This is a genomic window from Thiomonas sp. OC7, from assembly GCF_900634595.1.
Lineage (GTDB): Bacteria > Pseudomonadota > Gammaproteobacteria > Burkholderiales > Burkholderiaceae_C > Thiomonas > Thiomonas arsenitoxydans.
On record NZ_LR131953.1, the window covers coordinates 978534 to 1004757 of the forward strand.

At 60.4% G+C, this 26224-nt stretch carries 26 protein-coding genes; 13 read left to right on the forward strand and 13 right to left on the reverse strand.

Annotation, left to right across the window (positions count from 1 at the left end):
• Nucleotides 1-13: 13 nt before the first annotated feature.
• Nucleotides 14-691: a Crp/Fnr family transcriptional regulator gene (locus BIO17B3_RS04665; protein ID WP_232054183.1), complete on the reverse strand. Its 678-nt coding sequence runs from the start codon at nt 689-691 to the stop codon at nt 14-16.
• Between the two features lie 174 nt (nt 692-865).
• Between BIO17B3_RS04665 and BIO17B3_RS04670 the strand changes: the two genes are divergently transcribed.
• From BIO17B3_RS04670 to BIO17B3_RS04705, 8 genes are all read left to right on the forward strand, one after another.
• Entirely contained in the window at nt 866-2821 is a 1956-nt protein-coding gene (locus tag BIO17B3_RS04670; RefSeq protein WP_156053217.1) for a long-chain fatty acid--CoA ligase, read from the forward strand.
• A gap of 88 nt (nt 2822-2909) precedes the next feature.
• A complete protein-coding gene (locus BIO17B3_RS04675; protein ID WP_156055228.1) occupies nt 2910-3683 on the forward strand; it encodes an ABC transporter ATP-binding protein in 774 nt (257 codons plus the stop codon).
• A gap of 6 nt (nt 3684-3689) precedes the next feature.
• Nucleotides 3690-4586: a branched-chain amino acid ABC transporter permease gene (locus BIO17B3_RS04680; RefSeq protein ID WP_013105139.1), complete on the forward strand. Its 897-nt coding sequence runs from the start codon at nt 3690-3692 to the stop codon at nt 4584-4586.
• Nucleotides 4587-4600: 14 nt separating this feature from the next.
• On the forward strand, nt 4601-5665 hold the full coding sequence (locus BIO17B3_RS04685; protein ID WP_156053219.1) for a branched-chain amino acid ABC transporter permease: 1065 nt from the start codon (nt 4601-4603) through the stop codon (nt 5663-5665).
• Between the two features lie 64 nt (nt 5666-5729).
• Nucleotides 5730-7073, forward strand: coding sequence for an ABC transporter substrate-binding protein (locus BIO17B3_RS04690; RefSeq protein WP_156053220.1), 1344 nt, complete (start codon nt 5730-5732; stop codon nt 7071-7073).
• A gap of 64 nt (nt 7074-7137) precedes the next feature.
• Complete coding sequence (locus BIO17B3_RS04695; RefSeq protein ID WP_156053221.1) at nt 7138-7968, forward strand: ABC transporter ATP-binding protein; 831 nt, start codon at nt 7138-7140, stop codon at nt 7966-7968.
• 43 nt (nt 7969-8011) lie between these two features.
• The gene (locus BIO17B3_RS04700; RefSeq protein ID WP_156053223.1) at nt 8012-9325 is read left to right on the forward strand and encodes a phenylacetate--CoA ligase family protein; all 1314 of its coding nucleotides are present in this window, start codon (nt 8012-8014) and stop codon (nt 9323-9325) included.
• A 15-nt stretch (nt 9326-9340) separates the two neighbouring features.
• On the forward strand, nt 9341-9967 hold the full coding sequence (locus BIO17B3_RS04705) for a cyclopropane-fatty-acyl-phospholipid synthase family protein (RefSeq protein ID WP_156053225.1): 627 nt from the start codon (nt 9341-9343) through the stop codon (nt 9965-9967).
• On the opposite strand, the gene BIO17B3_RS04710 is transcribed toward BIO17B3_RS04705, so the two are convergent.
• The 5 genes from BIO17B3_RS04710 to BIO17B3_RS04730 form a co-directional block, all read right to left on the reverse strand.
• A complete protein-coding gene (locus BIO17B3_RS04710; RefSeq protein WP_156053227.1) occupies nt 9886-10725 on the reverse strand; it encodes a Crp/Fnr family transcriptional regulator in 840 nt (279 codons plus the stop codon). The two genes, BIO17B3_RS04705 and BIO17B3_RS04710, sit on opposite strands and share 82 nt — an antisense overlap.
• Nucleotides 10726-10989: 264 nt before the next feature.
• Nucleotides 10990-11289 (reverse strand): H-NS family nucleoid-associated regulatory protein, encoded by a 300-nt coding sequence (locus BIO17B3_RS04715; protein ID WP_156053229.1) that lies wholly within the window; start codon nt 11287-11289, stop codon nt 10990-10992.
• A gap of 114 nt (nt 11290-11403) precedes the next feature.
• On the reverse strand, nt 11404-12840 hold the full coding sequence (locus BIO17B3_RS04720; RefSeq protein WP_156053230.1) for an NAD(P)(+) transhydrogenase (Re/Si-specific) subunit beta: 1437 nt from the start codon (nt 12838-12840) through the stop codon (nt 11404-11406).
• A 103-nt stretch (nt 12841-12943) separates the two neighbouring features.
• On the reverse strand, nt 12944-13246 hold the full coding sequence (locus BIO17B3_RS04725; RefSeq protein ID WP_013122565.1) for an NAD(P) transhydrogenase subunit alpha: 303 nt from the start codon (nt 13244-13246) through the stop codon (nt 12944-12946).
• A 45-nt stretch (nt 13247-13291) separates the two neighbouring features.
• Nucleotides 13292-14413 carry a Re/Si-specific NAD(P)(+) transhydrogenase subunit alpha gene (locus tag BIO17B3_RS04730; protein WP_156053231.1) on the reverse strand — a complete coding sequence of 374 codons (1122 nt, stop codon included), beginning with the start codon at nt 14411-14413 and terminating at the stop codon, nt 13292-13294.
• Nucleotides 14414-14651: 238 nt separating this feature from the next.
• Between BIO17B3_RS04730 and BIO17B3_RS04735 the strand changes: the two genes are divergently transcribed.
• The gene (locus tag BIO17B3_RS04735; RefSeq protein WP_013122563.1) at nt 14652-15140 is read left to right on the forward strand and encodes an NUDIX hydrolase; all 489 of its coding nucleotides are present in this window, start codon (nt 14652-14654) and stop codon (nt 15138-15140) included.
• A gap of 27 nt (nt 15141-15167) precedes the next feature.
• On the forward strand, nt 15168-16274 hold the full coding sequence (mnmA, locus tag BIO17B3_RS04740) for a tRNA 2-thiouridine(34) synthase MnmA (protein ID WP_156053232.1): 1107 nt from the start codon (nt 15168-15170) through the stop codon (nt 16272-16274).
• A gap of 6 nt (nt 16275-16280) precedes the next feature.
• Here the strand turns inward: mnmA and BIO17B3_RS04745 are convergent, their stop codons facing one another.
• The 7 genes from BIO17B3_RS04745 to BIO17B3_RS04775 form a co-directional block, all read right to left on the reverse strand.
• Nucleotides 16281-16574 (reverse strand): metal-sensing transcriptional repressor, encoded by a 294-nt coding sequence (locus BIO17B3_RS04745; protein ID WP_141130520.1) that lies wholly within the window; start codon nt 16572-16574, stop codon nt 16281-16283.
• Nucleotides 16575-16679: 105 nt separating this feature from the next.
• Nucleotides 16680-17687 carry an SLAC1 anion channel family protein gene (locus BIO17B3_RS04750; protein WP_013105127.1) on the reverse strand — a complete coding sequence of 336 codons (1008 nt, stop codon included), beginning with the start codon at nt 17685-17687 and terminating at the stop codon, nt 16680-16682.
• A 12-nt stretch (nt 17688-17699) separates the two neighbouring features.
• On the reverse strand, nt 17700-17924 hold the full coding sequence (locus tag BIO17B3_RS04755) for a DUF2892 domain-containing protein (RefSeq protein ID WP_013105126.1): 225 nt from the start codon (nt 17922-17924) through the stop codon (nt 17700-17702).
• Nucleotides 17925-17962: 38 nt separating this feature from the next.
• Entirely contained in the window at nt 17963-21289 is a 3327-nt protein-coding gene (locus BIO17B3_RS04760) for an efflux RND transporter permease subunit (RefSeq protein WP_232054184.1), read from the reverse strand.
• Nucleotides 21282-22373, reverse strand: coding sequence for an efflux RND transporter periplasmic adaptor subunit (locus BIO17B3_RS04765; protein WP_232054185.1), 1092 nt, complete (start codon nt 22371-22373; stop codon nt 21282-21284). Before BIO17B3_RS04765 ends, BIO17B3_RS04760 begins: the two co-directional genes overlap by 8 nt.
• A gap of 84 nt (nt 22374-22457) precedes the next feature.
• Nucleotides 22458-23930, reverse strand: coding sequence for a TolC family protein (locus BIO17B3_RS04770; protein WP_156053234.1), 1473 nt, complete (start codon nt 23928-23930; stop codon nt 22458-22460).
• Between the two features lie 260 nt (nt 23931-24190).
• On the reverse strand, nt 24191-24811 hold the full coding sequence (locus BIO17B3_RS04775; protein WP_156053235.1) for a thioredoxin fold domain-containing protein: 621 nt from the start codon (nt 24809-24811) through the stop codon (nt 24191-24193).
• A 39-nt stretch (nt 24812-24850) separates the two neighbouring features.
• Here BIO17B3_RS04775 and BIO17B3_RS04780 point away from each other — a divergent pair, with 39 nt between their 5' ends.
• Genes BIO17B3_RS04780 through BIO17B3_RS04790 form a run of 3 tightly spaced genes read left to right on the forward strand, consistent with a single transcriptional unit; the run spans nt 24851 to nt 26173 of the window.
• Nucleotides 24851-25423 (forward strand): hypothetical protein, encoded by a 573-nt coding sequence (locus tag BIO17B3_RS04780; protein ID WP_013105120.1) that lies wholly within the window; start codon nt 24851-24853, stop codon nt 25421-25423.
• Nucleotides 25424-25473: 50 nt separating this feature from the next.
• Entirely contained in the window at nt 25474-25935 is a 462-nt protein-coding gene (locus BIO17B3_RS04785; protein WP_156053236.1) for a PTS sugar transporter subunit IIA, read from the forward strand.
• Entirely contained in the window at nt 25904-26173 is a 270-nt protein-coding gene (locus tag BIO17B3_RS04790) for an HPr family phosphocarrier protein (RefSeq protein WP_013105118.1), read from the forward strand. The genes BIO17B3_RS04785 and BIO17B3_RS04790 overlap by 32 nt, the downstream gene beginning before the upstream one ends.
• Nucleotides 26174-26224: the final 51 nt, after the last annotated feature.

A 26224-nucleotide genomic window follows, 5' to 3' on the forward strand; every position in this document is an offset into this window, starting at 1 on the left:
GCATTCTAAGGACTTACCCTAGACCTCGCAGAACCGATGCTTCGCCCTCGGCCCCGTCGGATTCGTATGCCCGCAGCGCATTGAGATCGGGCACTTCAATTCCGCCATAGCGTAGCTGCAGTAATCCCAGACTGCAGAGATGACTCAACGCCTTGTTCACCCGTTGACGCGATAGACCGCAGAGATATCCAAGCTCTTCCTGAGAGATGCGCAGCCACCTATCCACGCCGGGATAAAGGATGGGATGAAACATAGCGGCAACCGTACGGGCAACCCGTTCATCTGCACCTGAAAGTCGGTCAATTTGGAGTTGGCCTATGAACTGCCCGAGCCGCTCGTTGAGTTGGTTGACGATGACCCGATTGAACTCGAGACTACGGTCCAACAGCCAGAAAAAGCACTCGGCCGGCAACAGACCGATATGGCTATTGCGCAACGCAATGACGTCATAGCGCCAATGCTCGCTTTTTAGCAGAGTGCCCTCACCGAACCATCCGCCCGGTGCCACGCCCGTGTAAGTCAGAGATTTTCCGCTGACCGAGACCGAGGAAATCTTGACCAGCCCGTCCAGCACACCTACCCAGTACCGCGCCTCATCGCCACGGTGACAAATCATCGCACCCGCATCAACATTTTGCCGATGCAAGGAGCCACGCACCCGCTCTCGCTCGTGCTCGGTCAGGACATGCATCCAAGCGCACGACCCTTCACTCTCCGTGTAATCCCTAGTCATTTTCTGGATGAATTGTCAGCTGGAAGACAAATATGCACCAAACAACTGCATACACTCCGTTTCAAAATGTAATTTCACCTGGGTTTTTGTCATTCGGTTGTAACCGTCTACCCGGTAGCCAAAGGAGGAGACATGGAGTATGCGCATTCCGCTGGGAGGACATTCCCCCAGCTTCTTTGCGAGCAGGCCAGAATCCGTCCCAAGGGAATCGCGTGGCGCGAAAAGGAGTTGGGCATCTGGCAGGAAACCACCTGGGATCGGGCACTCGACTGGGTACAGCAGCTTGCAGGTGGTCTTGCCAAATTGGGGGTCAGCCGAGGCGACCATATTGCAATCATCGGCGAGAACCGGCCGCGCCTTTATGCCACCATGCTGGCCGCTCAATGTTTGGGCGCAATCCCCTCACCGCTTTACCAAGACGCCGTCGCAGCCGAGTTGGTCTACCCACTGCAAATCGCCGAGGTGAAACTCGCGGTGGCGGAGAACGAGGAGCAGGTCGACAAGCTGCTGGACATCCGCGATCAGCTTCCATTTCTGCAGCACATTCTTTATCACGATCCGCGCGGGCTCAGAAAGGCCGAGGCGGCCTGTCTCCTCAGTCTTGATCAGATTGAAACCGAGGGCGCTGACTGGTGGACCCACCATTCTGGCGGCTTCGATGCCGTCGTGCAGTCCATCGAGACAGACGACGTGGCTGCACTCTTCTTCACTTCTGGCACCACCGGCAAACCCAAAGGGGTTGTGCACACGCACGGTAGTTTGATCGACCGCGCTCGTGCCGGTGCTGCCTTTGACCGACTTGGGCCACAGGAAGAGGTACTCGCCTACCTGCCACCGGCTTGGATCGGACAGAACATCTTTTCCTACGCCCAGCATCTGGTCTGCGGATACACGGTGAACTGCCCGGAATCGCCTTCGACCGTGGCGATCGACCTGCACGAAATCGGCCCGACTTATTACTTCGCCCCGCCCCGGGTATTCGAAGCGCTGCTCACCGACGTGCGCGTGCGCATGGACGATGCCGCAACCCCCAAGCGCCGCTTGTTCGACGCCAGTCTGGCCATCGCCCAAAGGGTGCACGCGGCGAAAGACAATGGCAAGCCGCCCCGCAAGCTTGATCTCTTGTTGTTGCCCATAGCCGACCTATTGATACTGGCGCCGCTGCGCAACGTGCTGGGAATGAGCCGAATCCGCGTGGCCTATACCGCGGGAGAGGCAATCGGGCCGGAACTATTCCGTTTCTATCGGTCTATTGGCATCAACCTCAAACAGCTCTATGGCTCCACTGAAACCGCCGTCTTCGTCTGCATGCAACCCGATAACGGCGTGCGCAGCGACAGCGTCGGTCTTCCAGCGCCGGGCGTGGAACTGCGGGTCGCTGAGCACGGAGAAATTCTGCTTCGCAGCGCTGGTCTGCTGCGCGAGTACTACAAGAACCCGGAGGCCACTTCCGAAGTGCTTGATGCCGACGGTTGGTACCACACCGGAGACGCCGGTTGGCTGGAACCGGATGGTCAGCTGCGCATTATCGATCGCGCCAAGGATGTGTCGGCACTCTCGGGCGGAGCGTTGTTTGCCCCCAAACTGATTGAAAACAGGCTGAAGTTTTTCCCGGCAATCAAAGAGGCGGTGGCCTTTGGGGCAGGACGCGACCATGTGGTCGCAATGATCAATATCGACTTTCCAGCGGTAGGGAGTTGGGCCGAAAAGTTCGGTCTGCCGTACACCGGTTACGCCGATCTTTCAGGCAAGTCAGAAGTCGCCGATCTCGTGGCTGAGTGCGTAGCCAAGGTCAACGCCGATCTTGCCGCAGACCCACACACGGCCGCCTTGCAGATCCACCGCTTTGCCGTACTCCACAAGGAGCTCGATCCGGACGACGACGAACTCACACGGACTCGAAAGGTACGCCGCCGTTTCGTGGCAGAAAAATACGGCAGTCTTGTCGCTGCGTTGTATGACCCCGCTCAGACTCATCACCATCTGAGCGTGCAGGTGCGCTTTGACGATGGCCGCACGGGCACCGTTCAGTCTGACTTGAGACTGCGCAATGCCCAGGTTTACCCGGCACTGCGCTCGGCTGCCTGATCTCGTGAGACCCACCATGGCCGCCCTGTTCGACACCGCATCAGCCTTCACACAACCTTCGTCGGCGCAAGCGCTCGCCGCACCCCAAATGCCGGTGTTGCGGCTGGAAGATATCCACCTGCAATTCGGTGGCATCAAGGCGCTGCAGAGTATCGGCTTCGATGTTCAGCCAGGCGAAATCCGGGCGATCATCGGACCCAACGGCGCCGGAAAGAGTTCACTGCTCAATGTGATCAATGGCGTCTATCAGCCCCAGCAGGGACGCTTGACTTTTGCCGGCCAAACGCTGGGTTTGATGCGCCCCGTTCTCGCGGCAAAATTGGGCATTGCACGTACCTTCCAAAATCTGGCGCTGTTCTCGGGCATGAGCGTGCTCGACAACATCATGGCGGGTCGCAATCTGCACATGCGCTGCGGCCTGCTCTCTCAGGCCTTGCGGCTCAGACCAGCCGTGCGCGAGGAGGTCACGCACCGCTTGGTGGTCGAACGCATCATCGATTTCCTCGAAATCCAGGCTTGGCGCAAAGTGCCTGTGGGACGTCTGCCTTACGGTCTGCAGAAACGGGTAGACCTGGGCCGCGCCTTGGCGATGGAGCCCAAGCTACTACTGCTCGATGAGCCTATGGCCGGCATGAATCTGGAAGAAAAGGAAGACATGAGCCGCTTCATCCTCGAAGCGCGCGAGGAGTTCGGCACAACGATCGTATTGATCGAACACGACATGGGGGTGGTGATGGATCTGTCAGACCGAGTCGTTGTGCTGGACTATGGCAGCCAGATTGCCGATGACACCCCTGATGCGGTACGCGCGAACCCGGAGGTGATCCGCGCCTACCTCGGATCCGCCACACAGGAAGGGTGAGAAACCATGGGATTTTTCATCGAAACCATCATCGCCGGCCTCATGTCCGGCGTGCTCTACGCCCTGATCGCGCTGGGCTTCGTGTTGATCTACAAAGCCTCCGGGGTGTTCAACTTTGCCCAGGGTGCAATGGTGCTATTCGCCGCGCTGGCCATGGCGCGACTCCAGGAACACATGCCCTGGCCGCTGGCCTTTCTGCTGGCTTTCGCCATCATGGTGGTGCTTGCCTGGTTGATTGAAAGGCTGGTGCTACGCCATTTGATCAATCAGGAAGGCGTCACCTTGTTGATGGCGACCCTTGGCGTGGCTTACTTCCTCGAAGGGCTGGGACAAATGGTCTGGGGTGACGACATTTACCCCATTGATCTCGGCATGCCCAAGCAGCCCACCATCATGTTGGAGTCATTGATACCGGGCGGCATCCTGGTGAGCAACGAAGACCTCATCGCCGCAGGTTCGGCAGCGGCCCTAGTTGCTCTGCTCACCCTATTCTTCCAGAAATCGGGCGTTGGTCGGGCATTGCGTGCCGTCGCCGACGACCACCAAGCAGCGCAGTCCATCGGCATCCCGCTGTCACGCATGTGGGTGATTGTGTGGTCCATCGCCGGCTTGGTCGCTTTGGTGACCGGAATGATCTGGGGCTCCAAGCTGGGGGTGCAATTTTCGCTATCGCTTATTGCCCTCAAGGGTCTGCCGGTGGTCATTCTTGGCGGGCTCACCTCGGTGCCGGGAGCTATCGTCGGTGGCCTCATCGTCGGCCTCGGCGAGAAGCTTGCCGAGGTCTACCTCGGCCCATTGCTCGGTGGCGGAATTGAAAGCTGGTTTGCCTACCTGCTTGCCCTACTGGTACTTCTCGCGCGGCCGCAAGGGCTTTTTGGCGAACGCATCATCGACCGCGTTTGATAGGAGGCAACTCGATGCTCTATCGTGAAAATGGCCAGTTCAAGACCCGCTACGTCGATGACGCCCAGATCTTCCCGATCCGTCAGGATCGCTTGTTCATCGGCGCCGTGTTGTTGATCGCCTTTGTCGCCGTGCCCTTGCTGGGCTCGGATTACCTGCTTCGCGCTTTATTGGTGCCGTTTCTCATACTGGCGCTGGCCGCTATTGGTCTCAATGTATTGGTCGGCTACTGTGGCCAGATTTCGCTTGCCACGGGCGCTTTTATGGCAGTAGGCGCCTACGCGGCCTTCAACTTGATGGTGCGTCTGCCCGGCATGCCGCTACTGATCGCGCTGGTACTGGCCGGACTGATTGCTGCCCTGGCTGGCATGGTGTTCGGTCTACCGAGTTTGCGCATCCGAGGGCTATATCTGGCCGTAGCCACACTAGCCGCGCAGTTCTTTTCCGACTGGGTATTCGCTCATGTGCCGTGGTTGACCAATGGGTCATCGTCTGGGTCTGTTACTGCCCCTCAGTTGCAGGTCTTTGGCTTCGTGATTGACAGCCCCACCCGCAAATATCTGTTCTGTCTAGTCATACTGAGCGTTCTCGCCCTACTCGTCAAAAACCTGGTGCGTGGCCGTAAGGGTCGCGAATGGATGGCCACGCGCGACATGGATGTGGCGGCCAGCGTGATCGGAATTTCTCCGGTGCGTGCCAAGTTGTCCGCGTTCGCCGTGAGCAGCTTCATTGTCGGCATCGCGGGCGCACTCTGGGCCTTCGTTCATCTCGGATCCTGGGAGCCTGCCGCGTTCAATATTGATCTCTCGCTCAAGCTGCTGTTCATGATCATCATCGGCGGCCTAGGCTCGGTGATGGGCAGTCTGTTCGGCGCGGCCTTCATCGTGCTGCTTCCCATTTTTCTCAACCGCCTGCTCAGCTTTCTCGGGCTGCAAGCGTCCACTAGTTTTATTTCGCACCTGGAGTTGATGACCTTTGGGGTGTTGATCGTGCTGTTCCTGATCGCTGAGCCGCATGGCATGGCAAAGCTATGGAGCACGGCCAAGAACAAACTGCGGCTATGGCCTTTTCCGCACTGAGTTTTCCAAGCGGCGTAATCGCCGCACCTTGCCTGACCTCACCAAAACGATGAAGGAGACCCTCATGAACATGCGAAAAACCCTATTGGGCGCGACCGCCATGGTCGCGCTGGCAGCCTCGCTCGCTGGCCCGCTGGCGCAGGCTGCGGCAAATGAACAGTTCTTCCCAGTGCTTGTCTACCGTACCGGCCCCTACGGCCCGAACGGCGTACCGTGGGCCAATGGGTACGTCGACTATCTCAAAATGATCAATGCACGAGATGGTGGCGTCAATGGCGTAAAGCTCACCTGGGAGGAGTGCGAGACGGCCTACGCAACAGACCGCGGCGTTGAATGCTACGAGCGCCTCAAAGGGAAAGGCCCGACTGGGGCCACCGTAGTGCAACCACTATCCACCGGGGTGACGTTTGCTCTCACGGAAAAAGCCCCAAAGGACAAGATTCCGCTGATCACCGCAGGCTACGGACGGTCTGAATCCGCCGACGGCGCAGTCTTCAAGTGGAACTTCCCGATGCTCGGCACCTATTGGACCGCTGCGGACATCATCGTGCAGGCGCTCATCAAGCGTGAGGGCGGGGCCGGAAAGCTCAAGGGAAAGACGATCGCACTCGTCTATCACGACTCTCCCTACGGGAAAGAGCCCATCGCGATGCTTGAGGCCCGCTCCAAGATGCACGGTTTCAAGTTCATCAAGTTGCCGGTCACCCACCCTGGCGTCGAGCAGAAGGCGACTTGGCTGCAGGTCCGCCGGGAACGGCCCGATTATGTGCTGCTGTGGGGATGGGGCGTGATGAATGCAACCGCGCTGAAAGAGGCCGTAGCCACAGCCTATCCACTGGATCGGATGTATGGCGTGTGGTGGTCTGGCGCTGAGCCGGATGTGAAGGATGTTGACGAATCCGCCAAAGGCTACAACGCGCTTGCCATGCAGTACGGCGCTGGAGTCGGCAAGGTGCAGCAAGACATCTTGAAATACGTCTATGACAAGAACAACGGCACTGGCGCACGGGATCTGGTCGGCCAAGTGCTCTACAACCGCGGTCTGTATTCCGCCATGCTCGCAGTCGAAGGCGTGCGCCGCTCCCAAGAACAATATGGCAAGAAACCCATGACTGGGGAGCAGGTGCGCTGGGGCCTGGAGAATCTGAACTTCAATGACGCTGCGCTGAAAAGACTGGGCATCGAAGGACAGCTTCGACCCCTGCGAACCACCTGCGATGACCACATGGGATCAAGCTGGGCGCGCATGCAGACGTGGGACGGGAAAAAGTGGGTGATGCACGACGCCTGGTATGAGGCCGACATGCAGATCATCAAGCCCATGGTCCGCGAGGCCGCAGCCAAATACGCCAAGGAGCACAACATTACGCCGCGCGACTGCGCAAAGGAAATGACCTCGGGCTCCTGATGATCCACCCTGCCCGGCCAAGCTCACTGCAGGTCGGGCGCCCACCCGATTTTCTAGGCGACCCATGACTACCCACACCACTGCGCAGGCTGTCCCACCCATGCTCGACGTGCAGGGCATTGAGGTGATTTACAACCATGTCATCCTCGTCCTCAAGGGGGTGTCCATTCGCGTCGACAAGGGACGCATTGCAGCGCTGCTCGGAGGCAACGGGGCAGGGAAAACCACGACCTTGCGCGCAGTGTCGTGCCTGCTTCGTGCCGAGCGTGGCGAGGTCACCAAGGGTTCCATTCACTATGAAGGCCACCGGATCGACATGGAGGACGCGCCCGCTTTGGTTCGCCAAGGTGTGGTGCAGGTCATGGAGGGACGACACTGCTTTGCCCACCTGACCATTGAGGACAACCTGCTTGCCGGCGCCTACAGCCGCCGCGATGGCAAGGGTGCGGTGCAAGCGACCCTCGATAAGGTCTACAGCTATTTTCCACGCCTGAAAGAGCGTCGTCACAGCCAGGCCGCCTATACCTCAGGCGGCGAACAGCAAATGTGCGCCATCGGCCGTGCGCTCATGGCGAGTCCCAAGCTCATCCTCCTCGACGAACCTTCGATGGGCCTTGCGCCGCAGGTCGTCGACGAAGTGTTCGCGATCGTTCGCGAGCTCAACCAACGCGAAGGTACGACTTTCCTGCTGGCCGAGCAGAACACGGCCATGGCCTTGCGCTATGCCGATCACGGCTACATCCTGGAGAACGGCCGTGTGGTCCTCGATGGCGCTGCGGCGGATCTGGCCGCCAACGATGACGTACGGGAGTTCTATCTCGGTCTGGCCGACCGGGGCCAGAAGTCATTCCGGGAGGCGCGAAGCTATCGCCGTCGAAAACGCTGGCTGAGTTGACCCGGCGGAAACCGTCAACAGATACCGAGGAGTAACCGTAGTCATGGAATGCCACGATACCCCCTATGACGCCCTTGAGACTCGGTCCGGAGATCAGCGAGAAGCCGAGTTCTGGAAGGCCCTGAAGCTCACCGCCGCGCATGCCAAAGCCAATGCATCAGCCTGGGCAGATAGGCTGCGCGAGATAGAACCTGAAGAACTTACTGGGCGCGACGCACTCGCACGCATTCCAGTCTTGAGAAAGAGCGAGCTGCTGGCATTGCAAAGAGCAAGTTGCGAGCGCGGTGGCGATGTGTTTGCTGGCCATGCCACCGTTGGTTGGACCACGCAGCAGCCACGTCGGGCCACCGCACTCCGCGTATTCAGCTCCCCTGGCCCCATCTATGAACCTCAAGGCAGCGGCATCGATCCCTGGCGCATGGCGCGCGCCCTGCACGCAGCTGGGTTGCGCCCTGGGGAATTGCTGCACAACAGCTTCTCGTACCACTTCACCCCGGCAGGGGCCATGCTCGAAGGAGGCGCGCATCGGCTCGGATGTACGGTTTTTCCCGCTGGAATCGGACAGACCGAGTTGCAAGTGCAGGCCCTCGCCGATTTGGGCGCGCATTGTTATGGCGGAACCCCCTCATTTCTCGGCATCCTGGTCGATCGCGCCCAAGCGTTGGGCATCGCGCTGCCAAGACTGACCAAGGCACTCGTCTCTGGAGAAGCATTGAACAGTGCGCTGCGCGAGCGGCTGGATGCCGCAAACATTACCGCATTGCAATGCTATGCCTCCGCAGATGTGGGTCTGATCGCCTTTGAAACCCGAGAACGAAACGGATTGCTTATCGATGAATCCGTGCTGATCGAAATTTTGGATCCAAACAATCGTCCCGTCCCTGATGGCGAGGTCGGTGAAGTGGTTGTCACCGTACTCAACTCGGCATACCCGCTGATTCGTTTCGGCACAGGTGATCTGTCCTCTATCGTTCCCGAATCGCGTCACACTCCGCTATCTTGCGGCCGCACGCAATTGCGCATCGCAGGCTGGATGGGCCGAGCTGATCAGGCCACCAAAGTAAGAGGCCTTTTCGTTCACCCGCATCAGGTTCAGGATGTTCTGAAACGCCATCCAGAAGTCCGCTGGGCACGACTGGAAGTGTCGCAGCGCGACGGAGAAGATCAAATGCAACTGATCTGCGTCTCGGAAGTGGCATCGCCCAACCTGGCCCAAGCCCTGCAACAAACGATGCGCGACCTCACAAAACTGCGCGCCGAAGTCACCTGGCAGTCCAGCGAAAATTGGCTGCAGAATGCACCTACCATTTCAGACCTTCGCCCCAGACCTTTAAGCCAAGCTCAGGCCGATGGTTGAGGCGACAACCCCATCATGCCCGGACCGACCGCTGAATTTTGGAACGAACGCTTTCGCACCCACACGACTGGATGGGATCGCGGCGCGGTGCATCCACAACTTCTGCACTGGATCGCCGAGGGTGCGCTCGAACCCTGTCGCATTCTGGTGCCGGGCTGTGGCGCGGGGCATGAGGTTTTGCATCTGGCGGCCGCAGGGTTTGAAGTCACCGCGTTGGACTACGCGGAGCAGGCCGTCGCCCTGGTGACCGAGCGCTTGCAGAAACAGGGTTTGAGCGCGACCGTTTTGCAAGCCGACGTGCGGCAATGGAACGCCCCACAACCGTTTGACGCCATCTGGGAGCAAACCTGCCTGTGCGCGCTTTACCCGGACGATTGGATGGTTTACGCCAATCGGCTGCATCACTGGCTGGCACCATATGGGCGGCTCTTCGCCCTGTTCATGCAGACCGCAAAACCCGGCGCAGAGGAAGGGTGGATACAGGGCCCGCCCTATCACTGCGACATTCTGGCCATGCGCGCAGTATTTCCTTCCACACGATGGCAGTGGCCCAAGCCGCCCTACCCGCGCGTTCCGCACCCCGGCGGTTCGGCCGAACTGGCGCTCGTGCTCTCCCCAGTCGTATCAGACGCGCGGAAATAATCGGCCATGCCGTTCGATCTGGGCAGCGCGGCAGGTCGCCGCTTGAGCAGCGATTTTTCCGACGTTTTGGCGTTCAAACAACGAAACTCCCAAGCCCGCAGTTTGTCCGCATCGAGAATTTCCACCCCGCCATACCGCAGATGCAGCACACCGTCCGCCTCCAGGCGCTGAAAGGCCTGATTCACCCGCTGGCGCGACAAATGACAAAGCTGGCCGATTTCTGACTGGGTGACTTTCAGCGCGTCGCCATTCGCGCCGGCAAGCGGGTGAAACAAATGCCGCAGGGTTCGGGCGACAATCGATTCAGCACCGCTTTGCTGATCGTCCAGCGCCTGCAAGGTCATCAGTTCGAGGCGGTCGTTGAGTTGCTGCAGCAAATAATGGTTGAAGGCAATATTGCGCTCCAGCAACCAGAGAAAAGTTTCGCGCGGCACCAGCGCCAATTCGCAAGTGCGTATGGCTTGGGCCTGATAGCGCCACACCCCCAGTCGCATCAGCGTTCCTTCGCCGAACCAACCGCCAGCCCCCACGCCGGAATAAACCAACGGTTTGCCGCTGGTCGTTGTCACGGTAAATTTCGCAAGCCCCGACATCAAGCCGATCCAATGCTGGGCCGTTTCGCCCAGAGGCTGCAGCGCCTGCCCTGCTGGCACGCTCTGGTAGCCCACTTCCGAAGCCACACGGGCCTTTTCTACTGGCTGCAAACGCTCCCACCAGCCGCTGCGGGCTGCCCAGATTGGCGTTTTAGAGTCGTTCATGCACATGTTTCCTGGCTCAGGCTCTATGCTCGCGATTTTTTGCCGTCACTCGTATGACTGCGTGTAAATATCATGACTTAACGCAATGCATCGTTGAGAGCGCCCCCAGACCTGCCGCGTTCGCGTCAGCCCCCCGAGGGGGATGAGAAAACTGGGGCGGCCCGGCGTTTTCTCATGAGCGTCCCCCATAAAAAAACCGGGGCATCCCCGGTTTTTATGTTACGAGCCTCACTCGCAACATGCAGACAAAGCGCCGTACTGTATTCAGATCAGGAAAGATTCCTTGCTTTTGCCGCCGTCCACCGCGCTTTGAAGCCAGCGCGGCATTTTTCCGCGGCCAGTCCAAGTTTCGCCCGTCTGCGCGTTGCGATATTTCGGCGCGACCGTCGATCCCTTGGAAGACGCCCCGCCACGACGCGAACCGAGATCGGCCAAGGTAATACCGTATTCATCCATTTTGGCGCGAATATCGCTCACCACGGCAGCAATCTCTGCCTTGCGTTGCATTTCAGCCTGCTGTTTGAGGGCTTCAATCTGTGACTGCAATTCTTTATACGTTGCCATGAGCACCTTCTCCTGTGTTGAAAGTTAAAACCAGAATCATCATACGACAAAACAAAAAATAAAAAAGCCCGCACAAGGCGGGCTCATTCATATGCACTGGAATGCTTCAATCCATCATTCGATGGCCTTGGTGATATCTTCCACGACCTTCTTAGCATCGCCGAAGACCATCATGGTTTTGTCCATGTAAAACAGTTCGTTATCCAGGCCCGCATACCCTGCAGCCATCGAACGTTTGTTCACGATCACGGTTTTTGCCTTGTAAGCCTCAAGAATCGGCATACCGGCAATCGGTGATTTTGGATCGGTCTTCGCCGAAGGATTGACCACGTCATTGGCGCCAAGAATCACGGCGACATCAGCTTGCCCGAACTCTGGGTTGATATCGTCCATTTCGAAAACCTGGTCGTAGGGCACCTCCGCCTCGGCAAGCAGCACATTCATATGGCCCGGCATGCGGCCAGCCACAGGATGAATCGCATATTTCACATTCACGCCGTGCTCGGTGAGTTTCTGCGCCAGTTCCTTGACCGCATGCTGCGCTCGGGCCACGGCCAAACCGTAACCGGGCACGATGATGACTGTTTCGGCATTGGACAAGAGAAACGCGGCATCATCCGGGCTGCCCGATTTCACCGGGCGTTGCTGCACCGCTGCGGCGGTTGTGGAAGACTCGGCGCCAAACCCGCCCAGAATCACGCTGATGAAAGACCGGTTCATCGCCTTGCACATGATGTAGCTCAGAATCGCACCGGAAGATCCGACCAATGAACCGGCGATGATGAGCATATTGTTTTCGAGCGAAAAACCAATGCCAGCCGCAGCCCAACCGGAATAGCTGTTGAGCATCGACACGACCACGGGCATATCGGCGCCGCCGATGGGAATAATCATCAGTACGCCCAACACGAAGGCCAACGCCATCATGATGAGAAAGGGCGTCCAAGCCGCCGTAGCCCAGAACCAAAGACCAAAAGCGATAGCCGCCAGAAAAATAATCAGGTTGAGCCAATGCTGCCCGGCAAACCGCACGGGCGCGCCCTGGAACAGGCGGAATTTGTAGCGCCCAGCGAGTTTGCCAAAGGCGATGACCGAACCGCTGAAGGTAATGGCGCCCACGACCGTGCCGATGAAAAGCTCGATACGGTTCCCCGGAGGCAGCGGGTCACCTGCAGCTTGAACGATGCCGAAGGCGTGAGGCTCGGCGACTTCGGCCACGGCGATACACACTGCGGCCAGACCGATCATGCTGTGCATGAAAGCCACCAGCTCGGGCATTTTGGTCATTTCGACGCGGTTGGCCATAAAAGCGCCAACGCCGCCGCCGACCACCAGCCCGAGTAGCACATATCCGAGACCAAGCGCCCCGGCATCGCCGCCCACCTTGATAATCAAGGCGACTGTGGTGAAGACGGCGATGACCATACCTGTCATGCCGAACACATTTCCGCGCCGGCTGGTCGTTGGGTGCGACAAGCCTTTGAGCGCTTGAATGAAAAAGACCGCTGCGAGCAAATACAGCAGGGTCACGAGATTCATGCTGAGTGTCATAAATTGAGTCCTTGATGCTGCGCGTCACCGGCCGCGGTTCGAAACAGATCGGTGCGACATCTGTTGGCGAAGCGGTAACGTCAGGTATCTATTGGGGTGTAATTTAGCTCTTGCCGGCTGTTTTCTTTTTGAACATGGCCAGCATGCGCCGCGTCACGAGAAAGCCGCCGAATACATTGACCGCGGCCAGCGCAACCGCGAGGGTTCCCATGATTTTGCCCAGAGGCGTCACGGTCAACGCGGCGGCCAGCATGGCGCCCACGATGATGATGGCGGATATGGCGTTGGTCACCGCCATCAGCGGGGTATGCAAAGCCGGGGTGACATTCCAGACCACGTGGTAGCCCACATAAATTGCCAAAACAAAAATAGTGAAATTGATCACCAGAGGAGAGATTTCATGCATGGCTCAGTCCTTTTTCAGGATGAAAATCATTGACAGAGTGGAAAATCAGGCCGTCTTGCGCAGCAACTGTCCATCGCGGCACATCAGGCACGCGGCGACGATGTCGTCTTCCATATTCACCACAAAGCCCTTTTCCTTGTCGAACACCAGTTTCAGAAAATCGAGCACGTTGCGCGCGTATAGAGCCGATGCATCGGCGGCCACGAGAGCGGGGAGATTGGTTTCGCCCACCAGGGTCACGCCATGCTTGACCACGGTTTTGCCAGCTTCGGTCAAAGGGCAGTTGCCGCCCTGCGCTGCGGCCATGTCGATAATCACCGAACCCGGTTTCATCGACTTGACCATTTCCTCGGTAATCAGCACCGGCGCCCGGCGGCCCGGAATCAGCGCTGTGGAAATGACCACATTAGCCTGCTTGACCCGCTCGGCAACAAGGGCGGATTGCCGCTGCATCCAACTGGCGGGCATCGGACGGGCATAACCGCCGACGCCTTGGGCAATATCGCGCTCTTCATCGGTCTCGAAGGGCACGTCGATGAACTTCGCGCCCAGCGACTCGATCTGCTCTTTGACCGCAGGGCGCACGTCCGAAGCCTCGATCACCGCGCCCAAACGTTTTGCCGTGGCAATGGCCTGCAAACCCGCCACCCCGGCGCCCAGAATCACCACGCGCGCGGCCTTGACCGTGCCCGCAGCCGTCATCAGCATGGGCATGAAACGCTGGTAAAGATTGGCCGCCAATATGACGGCCTTGTAACCGCCGATATTGGCCTGGCTGGACAATACGTCCATGCTCTGCGCGCGCGAGGTACGCGGCGCCGCTTCGAGCGCAAACGCTGTCAGGCCCGCGTCGGTCATGGCCTGCAAGCCTTCAGCGTTGAACGGGTCGAGCATGCCGACCAACACAGTGCCGGGCTTCATCAGCCCGAGTTCCTCGGCTGTGGGGGGCCTGACCTTGAGCACCATTTCGGCCGCAAAGGCCTCGGTGCGATCACCGATGGTGGCGCCCACGGCGATGTAATCTGCGTCGGGGGCGTCAGCGCGCAGGCCAGCATCGGCTTGCATCACCACGGTGTGCCCCTGGGCAATCAATTTTTTGACTGTTTCCGGTGTTGCTGCAACACGGGCTTCGCCGGCCAAAGTTTCCGCCGGAATGCCGATACGCATGGAGTCTCTCCTTTGAAGTCTGCTTTATCGGGGTCTGAACGCAGCACGAACACGAGATCGTTTCAGCCCCACTCAGTCGGAACAAATCTGTTTGCCTAAGCAATAGATCCAAGCGCAGCATTATCCCGCGTTTTCCCTAAGATTGCTGCAGCGCAAATTACGTACATCAGGAAATCTCTTTTGCTTTTTTTAATATTTTGCATCAAGCCCTATTTCTATTTCTTGCATTCTTGCCGACATGCGATTTGATCCCTCTGCGCGTCCTCGCGTCACCGTTGCCGCCATCGTCGAACAGGACGGTCGTTTTCTGCTCGTCGAAGAGCAGACGGCGGGTGGCTTGCGCCTGAACCAGCCCGCAGGCCATCTGGAAGTGGGTGAAAGCCCGCTACAGGGCGCGGTACGTGAAGCACTGGAAGAAACCGGCCGGGTGTTCGTCCCCACCGGCCTGGTGGGCGTGTATCTGTCGCGCTCCCAGCGTCAAACGGCCAGCGGTCATCAGGACGTGAGCTATCTGCGACTCGCGTTCTGCGGCGAAGTCTCTGCTGCAGACCCTGGGCGCGCGCTGGACGAGGGCATTGTGCGCACGTTGTGGATGGACTTCGACGCCCTGCGCGCCAGTGCCAGCCGTCATCGCAGCCCGCTGGTTTTGCGCTGCGTCGAGGATTACTTGCGGGGGCAGCGCTACCCCCTGGAACTGATCGCCACCGACCCGAGTGTGTTCGGTTGAGCCCAGCCTTCTTTCTACAATTTGCGCATGACATCTTCTTCTCGCGGCACCGTTGTGGTCGGGCTTTCCGGCGGGGTCGATTCCTCCGTTTCCGCCTGGCTGCTCAAACAGCAGGGCTACACGGTCGTTGGCCTGTTCATGAAAAACTGGGAAGACGACGATGACAGCGAATACTGCTCCACGCGTCAAGACTGGCTCGACGCCGCGAGCGTGGCCGACCGCATCGGCATCGATATCGAGGCGGTGAATTTCGCCGCGGAATACAAAGAGCGGGTGTTTGCCGAATTTCTGCGCGAATATGCCGCCGGACGCACGCCCAACCCGGACGTGCTGTGCAACGCCGAGATCAAGTTCAAGGCCTTTCTCGACCATGCCATGCGCCTGGGCGCAGACCGCATCGCCACCGGACATTACGCGCGGGTACGTGAGACCGACCACGGCTTCGAGCTGCTGCGCGGGCTGGACGCCTCGAAAGACCAGAGCTACTTTCTGCACCGACTCAATCAGGCGCAGCTCGCGCGCACACTGTTTCCGGTGGGCGAGCTGAACAAGACCGAAGTGCGCAATGTGGCCGAAGCGATAGGCCTGCACAACGCCCGCAAAAAAGACTCCACCGGCATCTGCTTCATCGGCGAGCGCCCGTTTCGCGACTTTCTCAGCCGCTACCTGCCCACGCAACCCGGCCCGATGAAAACCCCGGAGGGCAAGACCGTGGGCCAGCATCTGGGACTGGCGTTCTACACCCTCGGGCAACGCAAGGGCATCGGCCTGGGGGGAAGCAAGAGCGGCAACGGCGAGCCCTGGTTCGTGGCCGGAAAAGATCTGGAACGCAACCAACTCATCGTGGCACAAGGCCACGATCATCCGCTGCTGCTAAGCCACACGCTGCAGGCGCTGTCGGCCAGTTGGGTGTCGGGTACGGCGCCCGCTGAAGGGGCCTGTGGCTACGGTGCGAAGACCCGCTATCGTCAGGTGGACGCCGCTTGCCGTTTTCAGGGCCAGGGCCCTGAGCGCTTCACCTTGAAGTTCGACGCACCGCAATGGGCGGTGACACCAGGACAGTCTGCGGTGCTGTATGACGGCGAGGTCTGCCTGGGCGGCGGCATCATCGAGGCCGCATCGAGGAACGACTGAAAACCCTCAGTTCATCCGGGCCAGCAGGGTTTCAACTTCGTCGAGCATGGCGCTGAGCCTGGGCTGCTCGCCGCCCTCGGTGGGCTCCAGACGCCCGTCGAGTTCCTGCTCCAGAAAGCACACGGTCATGCGCACAAAAGTGCTGTCGAGCGCCTTGCGAACGGCTGAGAGCTGCTGAGCCACCTTCAGGCAGGGTTCGCCCTCTTCGATCATTCGCTGCACGCCGCGCATCTGCCCTTCGGCACGCTTGAGGCGGTTGAGAATGTCCGTGCGAGAGGCTTCGTTGGTCAGAACTGACATGGTGATGGCTCCGGGAATCTGTATGGGCTTGGTACTGCGTTTCATCCAATCTTCTCCATCATAGGCGAGCGGCTCGAATCCGTCGGCCGCGCTCCCCAAGCCCATTTAAGCCGCATGAATCAACGCCACCGGCTCGGGTGCGAGCAAGCTGCCATCGCGCAGGCCGCGCGCCGTCGCCAGGGTCAACCAGCCGATGATCACCGAGGCCAGCGCCAGCGCCAGAATGGCAAAGGTCTGCATCGCGCCGTTTTGCGTCATGAGGGCGAGGTGCATCGACAGTCCGGCAAACGCAGCCAAGGGAAAGGACAGCGCCCAGTGGCCGATGGTGAAGGCCTCCTGCATCATCGGCTTGAAGGATAGAAAGCTCAGAATGACGAAAAACAACGCAATGCCCCACGCCCCTTCCAGTGCCTCGACGGGTGCGCCCAACTGGGCAAGGCCCAGGCCGCCGGCCGCCGGAGGCGCTACTGTGATGAACAGCATGGGCAAGAGCTTGCGCGGCAGCATGCCGAAGGCCGTAACGCGCACCATGAACAGCACCTGCACCACGACAAAAAACAGTGCACCGATGGTCCATTGCGCTACAGACCAGATCTGAAAACCGAGAGCGACGCCGGCAAAGGGCACGACCACATTGCCCGCCGCAGCCAGAAAGAGCGCAGGGGTAATGCCCGCCCAGTTGGGGCCTTTGTCAGTCGCTGCGCTCTGCCGCAGGCGATGAAAGACCCAGACCGTCGCAGCCAACTGAGCCAAGGCGCCGAACATCCAGAATCCAGCCATCCAGACGTTGTTGGCGCCCAGCACCTGCACGACAAACCCGGCTATCACCAGCATCGCCATGGGCACCAGGGCCAGCACGGGATGTCGCACAGGGTGGCGCACATCGGCCAGCCAGTCGGATGCATGCCGCTGCAATCTCAGCCCGGTAAGCAGCGCGAGCAAGCCCAGCGCGCCGATGGCGGCCCAGCCCAGCACTTGCGAGATCATGGCCGCAGGTTCGCCGAGCAGGGCCGTGGCCTGATGCCAAGCCAAAGCGAGGCCGCCCCAGCCCAGCACCACGGCAAACCAGCCGGGCGCGAGGAACTTGAGGCGGGGATGAGCCGAACGTGCCATCACCCTGCCCGATCAGCCGCAGCAGTTGGCTTTGGAATCGGGCACACCCAGCTTGCGCAGGAAAAAGCCCAGCGGGCACAGATTGGTGAAACCGAACTGCAGCAGATTGGCGCCCACGAAACCGGTGAACAGCAGGAACCACTGCGAGACGAAGATCGGGCTCGCGGGTGCGCCCAACAGTACTGAGATCAGGATGAATGTGCCGGCAATGACACGGATATAGCGTTCGACAGTCATTTGAAAATCTCCAAGGTTGTGTTGTTGAATCGTCAGATTCAGGTCGTCAGCACAGGTTCAGCCGGTGCGGCCGGAGCCTTGGGCGGAACTTTGGGCTTCACCCGGATCTGCCAGACGTAGTAGAGCAGAGGGATGACGAGCAGGGTGAGGATGGTGGACAGCAAGGTGCCGAAGATCAGCGATACGGCCAGGCCGCCAAACACCGGATCGGACACCATGATGGCCGAGCCGAACATGATGGCCAATGCCGTGAGCAGAATCGGCCGCAGGCGCACTGCCCCTGCCTGCGCGACCGACTCTTGCAGGCTGTAGCCGCGAGCCCGGTAATCGAGGATGAAGTCGATGAGCAGCAGCGAGTTGCGCACCACCACGCCCGCGAGCGCGATGACCCCGATCATCGAGGTGGCGGTGAACGACTGATGCGTGATCCAGTGACCGGGGAACACGCCGATGAGCGTCAGCGGAATGGCCCCCATCACAATGACCGGCAGCAGGAAGGACTTGTAATACGCCACCAGCAGCAGGTAGATGAACACCAGCGCCACCATAAAGGCCGCGCCCAGATCACGGAACACGTCGAGCGTGAGGCGCATTTCGCCGCCCCACAGCAGTTGATAGCCCTTGAGGTCGCTCGCGGGAGTTTCGGTGAAGCCGAGGTTGCCGGTGGTGAAGGTGGTGCCGTTGGCCAGCTTCTTGCCGTCGAGCATGGAGTTCAGGCTCAGGGTGGCATAGACCGGGCTGGAATGAATCATTTCGCCGCCCACGTAAACCACGGGATGCTGGTCACGGCTGTAGATGGGTTTGGCCAACGTGGTCTTCTCCACCGTGGCGATGCTCGAGAGCGGAATGACCTTGCCTTGCGCATTCTGGATCGGCACGTCGAGCAGTTGCTGCGGGCTCTGGCGATCGGCGCGCGGCACGCGCACGATGATGTTGACCGGCTCCAGCGCGTTGCTGTCATGCACCGCACCGACCTTCAGCCCGGATACATAGTTGTGCAGCAGCTGGATGATCTGCCCGGGCACGATGCCCGACATCGCCGCTTTCTGGCGGTCGATCTTGATGCGGTATTCCGACGTCGTGGACGTCACCGAGTCGTCCTGGTTCATCAGGCCGTAGGTTTTGTCGAAATCGCCCAGCACGTCTTTTGCGGAGGAGCGCAGAGTCGCGTAGCTCGGGCCATACAGCTCGGCCATGACCTGCGCACGCACCGGCGGGCCCGGCGGGGTTTCGAACAGTTTGATGAAGGTCGATGGGAAACGCGCACGCACCGGGGCGAGCTGCTCGTAGAGCTTCTGCACAATGGCATGCGACTCCACCGAGCGCTCGTCCTTGCCCACCAGATTGACGCGAATCTGCGCAAAGTTGTCGCCGCGCTTGAGCATGTCGCCGCGCACCAGCGAGGCGAAGTCGATCGGCGCCGCCTGCCCAACAAAGGTCTGGTAATCGACCACATAAGGATTGGTCGCCAGCACATCGCCCACCGCACGCGCCACCTGATCGGTGCGCTCGAGCGTCGAGCCCGCCGGGGTGTCGATCTGCACCAGGAAGGTATTGGTGTTGTCGTTGGGCAGCATCTTGAGTTCGACGCCCAGAGCCGACAAGGGGCCGTTCATGCCCGAGGGGCGGATGAACTGCCAGGCCGGCATCAGCATGGCCACGATGAGCAGCAGCAGCACGGAGAGGAACATCAGGTTGCGTTGAACACGGTTGCGCAACAGCGGCTCGATCAGTTTCAGATAGGCCGTGTGCAACTTGTCCTGCTTGTGCGCGCCTTCTTCTTCTAGGCTGCTGCTGTGCGCCAGCGCCTCGCGCATCGCTTTTTTGCTCAGCCAGACGCGCGCCGCCCAGGGCACCACGGTATAGGCCAGGATGAGCGAAGCGATCATGGCCACCGGTACGTTGATCGGAATGGGCCGCATGAAGGGCCCCATCATGCCGCTGACAAAGGCCATCGGCACGAAGGCCAAAATCACCGCCAGCGTGGCCATATTGGTGGGATTGCCGATCTCGTTGGTCGCCTGAATCACCGTTCGATTGAAGTTCTTGACCGGTCCGCCATGCAGGTGTCGGTGGATGTTCTCGATCACCACAATGGCGCCATCGACCAGCAGACCCAGCGAAAGAATGAGCGCGAACAGGGTGATGCGGTTGATGCTCTGGCCGACGATCAGATCGACCGTGAGCACGGCAAACAGCGTCAGCGGCACGGTGAGCGTCACGATGCCGGCCTCGCGCCAGCCGAGGAAAAACCACAGCAGCAGCGACACGCTGACAATGGCGATGCCCAGATGCTCCACCAGCGTGTTCACCGCCTCGTTGGCCTTGTGGCCGTCGTCGCGGGTCACGGTGACATGCACGCCCTGCGGCAGCGCATAGCTCTCGATCTCGCTGAGCTTGGCGAGCACATCGTGCACCACGACCACCGCATTGGTGCCCGATTTTTTGGCGATGGCCAGGGTGACCGCGCTCATCTCCTGACCATGCGGCTTGCCCTTGGCGGCCAGGCCCCAAGCGAAGTGCGACAGATCGTCCACCTGTTCCGGCCCTTCGGTGACCTTGGCCACATCCCTCAGATAAACCGGCTTGCCGTTTGGCGCGCCGATCAGGATGTCGCCCACCTGCTGTGCGTTGCCGAGGAAGCTGTCGATGCGTACCGGGGTGACCTTGTTGCCATCGACCAGATTACCGATGGGCGCCGCCGCGTTGCTGCCTTGCAGAATCTTGTCGAGCTGTTCGAGCGGAATGCCGGCGGCCGCCAGCTTGCTCGGCGAAATCGCCACGTTCACCGCACGCGGCGCGCCCCCCACCACTTCGGTGAACGACACCCCGGGCACGTTGCGCAGATGGGCCAGCACTTTTTCGCCCACGTCGCGCAATTGCATGCCATTCATCGTCGCGGACGACAGCGTGAGGGTGAGGATGGGCACGTCGTCCACATTGATCGGCTTGATCACCGGCTGCATCGCCCCGGGGGGAATGCGGTCGAGGTTCTGCATCAACTGGTTGTACATCTTGACCAGGCTTTTTTCCTGGTCTTCGCCCACTTTGAACTGCACTGTGACCACGCCGAAATCGTTGGTCGCATAGCCATAGGTGTGATCGACGCCGGACATCGAGGCCATGATGGCTTCAAGCGGCTTGACTACCAGATTCTGAATCTCCTGCGGCCCGGCCCCCGGCTTGGCGACGATGATGTTCGCCGCCGGCACCACGATCTGCGGGTTGTATTCGCGCGGCGTGACCAGCAGCGCCAACACCCCGGCGAGGGTGAGGCCGACCATGATCAGGGCGGTGATTTTTGATTCGATAAACGTGCGGGCCAGCTTGCCCGCGCTGTTCATGGGAGCCGCATGTTCAGCCACGGTTGCCTCCGCCGATCTTCACGCCGTTTTCCACTGCAGGCAGATTGCTGGTGACAATGGTGTCGTCCGCGTTCAGCCCGGCCTGAATTTCGACATCGGCGCCCATCTCCGCGCCCAGACGCACCAGACGGAAGTGAGCAATGCCGTCCTTATCGACGACGAACACCCCGGTCATTCCGGCGCGATCGACCACGGCGCTTTGCGGCACGCGCAACTGCGGCGAGCTGCCGACGGCAAAGCCCACGCGCACGAAGCTGCCGCTGTCCAGCCCGGCGTTGGCCGGCAGGTCGATCTTCACCGTGTGGGTATGGCTCATCGGATCAGCCACCGGCACGGTCTGGGCGATGGTGCCCTGCAGCGATTTGCCGTTTGCCAGCACCTGCACCTTGTCGCCCACCTTGATCTTGGCGAACACCTCACCCGGCACCTGCGTCGTCACCTGCAGCTTGCCCTGCCCTTCAATCACCAGCACCGGGCGGCCCGGCGCGGCCAGGTCACCCTGGTTGGCCATCTTCTGCACCACCACACCGGTAATCGGCGAGGTCACGGAGGAATACCGCATCTGCGCGGCAGCGGTGTTGTAACCGGCCTGGGCCGCAGCCACCTGCTCCTGCGCCACCTGATAGCGCAGCTGCACCTGATCCCATTGCTGCTTCGGGATCGCCTGCTCCTTGTAAAGATTGCCAAAGCGCTCGAAATCACCCTTGGCGTTGGCCAGATTGGCCTGCGCCTGCGCCAGCCCGGCGCGGGCCTGCGCCACCTGGCCCTGAATGTCGGTGGGATCGACCTGGAACAGCAACTGCCCGGCCTTCACCGTCTGCCCTTCTTTGACATTGAGGGTGCGGATATAGCCCATCAACCGCGAGGCGACCTGCACCTGATTGCTCGACATCACCGTGCCCGACAGCAGGGTGAGGTTTTGCTGATCGCTCGAAGCGAGCTTGAGGGTTTGCGCCGCCACCACGCGGGGTGCGGCGGCGGTTTGCGCAGTCTCGGTGGGATGGCCGCAGGCCGACAACAGGGCCGTGGACAGCGCGAGGGCCAGCGGCGCGCGGCGCAGCAAAGGCAGGACAGAATGATTCATGGCGGTCATGAGAGAAAGATCAGATTCGGATGCACTTCGGAAAACGACAGGCTGCGAACGGGAACAGCACCCAGACGGTCGCGCTCAAGGGTTGGAAGGGGAGACAGCCGCAACAGCCTGCGCCGTCGCGAGCTGCGCCACCGGCTTGATCGGCTGCGTGGCGTCGAGCGTCAGATCGCCGATGGCTAGCCGCAATGCGGCGCGCTGCAGATTGACCTGCTGCTTGGCCATGATGAGATCCGCACGGGCCTTGTCGAGCTGTGCCTGTGCGCCCTGCACTTCCACCAGCGTGCCCACGCCATCGGCATAGCGCTTGCTGACAATGCGCGCGGCTTCTTCCGACTGCTTCACCGCCAGCTCGCGAGTCTTGACCTGATTGGCGGCATCGACCGCCTTGCGATAACTGTCTTGCACCTGCATGCCGAGCTGGTTCTGTTCGCTCTGCAGTTTGGCCTGCAGTTCCATACGCTGGGCCACGGCCTGATCGACCGCGTTGCGCGTCACGCCGCCGTCGAAAATCGTCCAGTTGAGCTGTGCCCCCACGGTGTAGCTGCGCGATTCGAAGCCGAGGTTGGGATCATTGGTATCGAAGCGCGCCATGGCGCCGACTTGCGGATAACGGTCAGCGCGCGCCACCTCGATCTTGCCGCCCGCCGCGGCGATTTGGTGCTGCAGCGCCTGAATTTTCGGATTGCGCTCCATCGCCTGTCCGACCCACGCATTCGGGTCGCCCTCGGGCATGGTCACCATGACTTCCGGCCCCAGGGTGATGGGCTGATTCAGCGGCACACCGAGCACCACATGCAGCGCGTCCATCGCCTGCGCTTCCATATCGGCGGCCTGATCCTGTTGCAGCTTCACGTCTTCCTGACGCACCTGCGCGGAAAGCAAATCGCTCTTGATCACCACGCCTTGCTTGAACAGGCTGTCCACCGTTTTCACCTGGCTTTGCGCCGCCTCCAGCGCCTTCGCCGCGACGCCCTTGAAGGCACGCGCGGTGTACACGCCGTCATACGCCTGCAGGGCGTGGTAGATGATCTGCTGCCTGGCCGCCTGATCACCGGCCTGCGCCGCCATCAACATGGAGCGGGCCTGTTGCAGATACCCCTGCAGCTTGCCACCGGTATAAATCGGCAGCTCGGCCTGGATGCGGGTGTTGAAATTGTTGACCGAACCGGGGTAATTGAGCGAGTTGGGCGCCACGCTCAGCACATTGGGGTTGGTCGGGTCGAACTGCCCAGCGCCGAAATCGTTGAACGTCGCTTGCCGCTGCGACAGCTTGATGCCGAAGGCATTGAGCGCGTCGTTAGTGCGGGTCACCCCTGCCGACACGGTAATCTTGGGCATTTTGGCGCCCTCGGCCTGATTGATGCCGGCACGCGCCTGCGCCATCTGCGCTTGTACCCCCATCAGATCGGGGTTTTGCTTCAGCGCCACATCCACCGCCTGGCGGAAATCCAGCGTTTCAGCCTGCGCCGACGCCAAACTCCCCAGAACGTAAAGACAAGCACCTGCCAACAACCCGACGCGCACGCGTCGAGGTATGGAATCCGTCATCATCCAGCTCCGCCAGAAAGAGGAAATCTAACCAAGGAATGCGTGTAACCGCCCCTGAAGCACCACACCCTCAGGTGTATAGCCCCCACGCGGGGCAAACTGCTGCCGAGAATAGCCGCCCTGCTGGGCGAGGTCACGCGATATATACAGGCCGGAGTATATCAATACTCATGGGGGTATATGATTTCCCGTTTTGCAGAGGGGCGATTTGTCGCCAAGTCGCGACAAACCTCTTTCCGACCTTTCCGACCTATCCGCGCTCAGGCCGCGCCCGGTTTGGCCTTGAGCGCCTGCGCACTTTCTTTCAGCGCGCGGTCGATGAAGGCGCCGTAAAAATCCGCCGTCGGCGCCCCGGTGATGCGCTCGCCAATCTCTTTACCGCCGGGCCCGAAAAACAACACTGTCGGCGCAAGCCGGATGCCGAACTGCCGAGCCAGTTGGACGCCCGTCGTCGGCTTGCCATCGAATCCGGTGACCGGGGTGCGACTGGTGATCTCGATCTGCTGCACCACATAGCCTTCTTTGGCCATGAACTGATACTGAGTGCGCCGCAGCTTTTCGCAGAACGGGCAATTGGGCAGACTGAACATGACGATGAGAGGCTGATCCTTTGCCGCGGCCTGAAGTGCACTCTGCTGCAGGTTCTGCACCGGCGGCAGCGGCGTTTCCGCCCAAGCCGCGCCTGCCGTCAGGCTCAGCAAAAGCAGTGAAACAAAGCGCAGAAACTGTCGCCACTGTTGGTTTATTGCGACGAAGCCCTCGCGAAGATCGCACTGAGCGCCCCCAGGGCTGGGCTGCACCCAGCCCGCCCCCCGTGGGGGGCAAGGAAACTTGGGGCGGCCCTGCGTTTCCTTGAGAGAAAACACCTTCACCTTCGACATACTGACACCTCGACTCCGAAGTCACGGGATAATGGGGGTATGTTATCCACAGCCCGATACCCAGCGGCAGCGTCGGTGATCCGTTTTTCCACCCTGCTGCTTACCGCTGCGGCGCTTCTCAGCGCCTGCTCTCCCGCACTCGACTGGCGCGATGTGCGACCGAAAGACATCAACATTCTGCTGACCTATCCCTGCAAACCGGAGCAGATCGCGCAGGACGTGGAGCTGGCCGACCAGAAAATAAAAATGAGTATGACCGGCTGCGTGGCCGACAAAATGACCTTTGCGCTCGCCCACGCCCAGCTGCCCAACCCCGCGCTGGCCGCCCGGGCGCTGGCTCAGTTGCATCAGGCCGCGGTGGACAATGTGCATGGCAAGGTCACCTTCTCGTCGCCTGACATTCCCAAAAATGCCACACCGGGTCTGCCAGACGGCCTGGATCTTCGCATCGACGGTCAGACGCCTGACGGCAAGCCGGTGCGAGAGCGGGTTTTGCTGTTTTCTCAGGGCAATAACGTCTACCAGGTCACCGCGTTTGCCCCCACAGACGACTTCAAGGATGAAGCGGCGCAAACTTTCGCCGGATCTGTGAATTTATCCCCCTCCCCCTGAAAACCAGCGACCTATCATGCAAAGCAGGTTCACTCGCCGGTAAGGTTCGTATGCCCGGTCTATTCATCATTGCCCACGCCCCGCTCGCCAGCGCCTTGAAAGAATGCGCCAGCCACGTGTACGCCGGATGTCCGCAAAAGTTGCTGGCTTTCGACGTGGCGCCCGACGCCGTGGTTGAAGACACCGCGCAGGCCGCCCTGCCCGCGCTGCGCCAGTCCGCGGCAGATGGCAGCGCCCTGGTGCTGGTCGACGTTTTCGGCGCCACGCCGAGCAATATCGCGCTGCGACTGTCCGAGCTGGCGGGCGACCTCAAGCTCAAGATCGTGGCCGGGGTGAACCTGCCCATGCTGCTGCGGTCGGTGTGCTATCAGGCTGAGTCGCTCGACGGTCTGGCCGCCCGCGCGACGGCTGGCGCCGTTCAGGGCGTGGTTCAGGTTTCCGCCGACGCCCCACAACAACAGTCCCTCCGCAGTCCTTCTCATGCCGCAACGCATCATTCAAGTCAGCAATAAGCTGGGTTTGCACGCCCGCGCGTCGGCCAAGCTCACCAAGCTCGCGGGACAGTTTCCCTGCGACATTTTCATTTCCAAGGGCGCGCGCCGCGTCAACGCCAAAAGCATCATGGGGGTGATGATGCTGGCGGCGGGCATCGGCTCCACCGTCACCGTCGAAGCCGAAGGCGATCAGGCCGATATCGCCCTCGACGCAGTGCAGGCGCTGTTCGACGACAAGTTCGGCGAAGGCGAGTAAGCGCGGCGCAAGGCCTCGCAGCTTTACATATCTTCACCCCCGCGAGACTTG

Coding starts and splice junctions, on each gene's coding strand:
- BIO17B3_RS04665 (WP_232054183.1), bottom strand. CDS start 691: ATGCATGTCCTGACCGAGCACGAGCGAGAGCGGGTGCGTGGCTCCTTG.
- BIO17B3_RS04670 (WP_156053217.1), top strand. CDS start 866: ATGGAGTATGCGCATTCCGCTGGGAGGACATTCCCCCAGCTTCTTTGC.
- BIO17B3_RS04675 (WP_156055228.1), top strand. CDS start 2,910: ATGCCGGTGTTGCGGCTGGAAGATATCCACCTGCAATTCGGTGGCATC.
- BIO17B3_RS04680 (WP_013105139.1), top strand. CDS start 3,690: ATGGGATTTTTCATCGAAACCATCATCGCCGGCCTCATGTCCGGCGTG.
- BIO17B3_RS04685 (WP_156053219.1), top strand. CDS start 4,601: ATGCTCTATCGTGAAAATGGCCAGTTCAAGACCCGCTACGTCGATGAC.
- BIO17B3_RS04690 (WP_156053220.1), top strand. CDS start 5,730: ATGAACATGCGAAAAACCCTATTGGGCGCGACCGCCATGGTCGCGCTG.
- BIO17B3_RS04695 (WP_156053221.1), top strand. CDS start 7,138: ATGACTACCCACACCACTGCGCAGGCTGTCCCACCCATGCTCGACGTG.
- BIO17B3_RS04700 (WP_156053223.1), top strand. CDS start 8,012: ATGGAATGCCACGATACCCCCTATGACGCCCTTGAGACTCGGTCCGGA.
- BIO17B3_RS04705 (WP_156053225.1), top strand. CDS start 9,341: ATGCCCGGACCGACCGCTGAATTTTGGAACGAACGCTTTCGCACCCAC.
- BIO17B3_RS04710 (WP_156053227.1), bottom strand. CDS start 10,725: ATGAACGACTCTAAAACGCCAATCTGGGCAGCCCGCAGCGGCTGGTGG.
- BIO17B3_RS04715 (WP_156053229.1), bottom strand. CDS start 11,289: ATGGCAACGTATAAAGAATTGCAGTCACAGATTGAAGCCCTCAAACAG.
- BIO17B3_RS04720 (WP_156053230.1), bottom strand. CDS start 12,840: ATGACACTCAGCATGAATCTCGTGACCCTGCTGTATTTGCTCGCAGCG.
- BIO17B3_RS04725 (WP_013122565.1), bottom strand. CDS start 13,246: ATGCATGAAATCTCTCCTCTGGTGATCAATTTCACTATTTTTGTTTTG.
- BIO17B3_RS04730 (WP_156053231.1), bottom strand. CDS start 14,413: ATGCGTATCGGCATTCCGGCGGAAACTTTGGCCGGCGAAGCCCGTGTT.
- BIO17B3_RS04735 (WP_013122563.1), top strand. CDS start 14,652: ATGCGATTTGATCCCTCTGCGCGTCCTCGCGTCACCGTTGCCGCCATC.
- mnmA (WP_156053232.1), top strand. CDS start 15,168: ATGACATCTTCTTCTCGCGGCACCGTTGTGGTCGGGCTTTCCGGCGGG.
- BIO17B3_RS04745 (WP_141130520.1), bottom strand. CDS start 16,574: ATGTCAGTTCTGACCAACGAAGCCTCTCGCACGGACATTCTCAACCGC.
- BIO17B3_RS04750 (WP_013105127.1), bottom strand. CDS start 17,687: ATGGCACGTTCGGCTCATCCCCGCCTCAAGTTCCTCGCGCCCGGCTGG.
- BIO17B3_RS04755 (WP_013105126.1), bottom strand. CDS start 17,924: ATGACTGTCGAACGCTATATCCGTGTCATTGCCGGCACATTCATCCTG.
- BIO17B3_RS04765 (WP_232054185.1), bottom strand. CDS start 22,373: ATGAATCATTCTGTCCTGCCTTTGCTGCGCCGCGCGCCGCTGGCCCTC.
- BIO17B3_RS04770 (WP_156053234.1), bottom strand. CDS start 23,930: ATGACGGATTCCATACCTCGACGCGTGCGCGTCGGGTTGTTGGCAGGT.
- BIO17B3_RS04775 (WP_156053235.1), bottom strand. CDS start 24,811: ATGTCGAAGGTGAAGGTGTTTTCTCTCAAGGAAACGCAGGGCCGCCCC.
- BIO17B3_RS04780 (WP_013105120.1), top strand. CDS start 24,851: ATGTTATCCACAGCCCGATACCCAGCGGCAGCGTCGGTGATCCGTTTT.
- BIO17B3_RS04785 (WP_156053236.1), top strand. CDS start 25,474: ATGCCCGGTCTATTCATCATTGCCCACGCCCCGCTCGCCAGCGCCTTG.
- BIO17B3_RS04790 (WP_013105118.1), top strand. CDS start 25,904: ATGCCGCAACGCATCATTCAAGTCAGCAATAAGCTGGGTTTGCACGCC.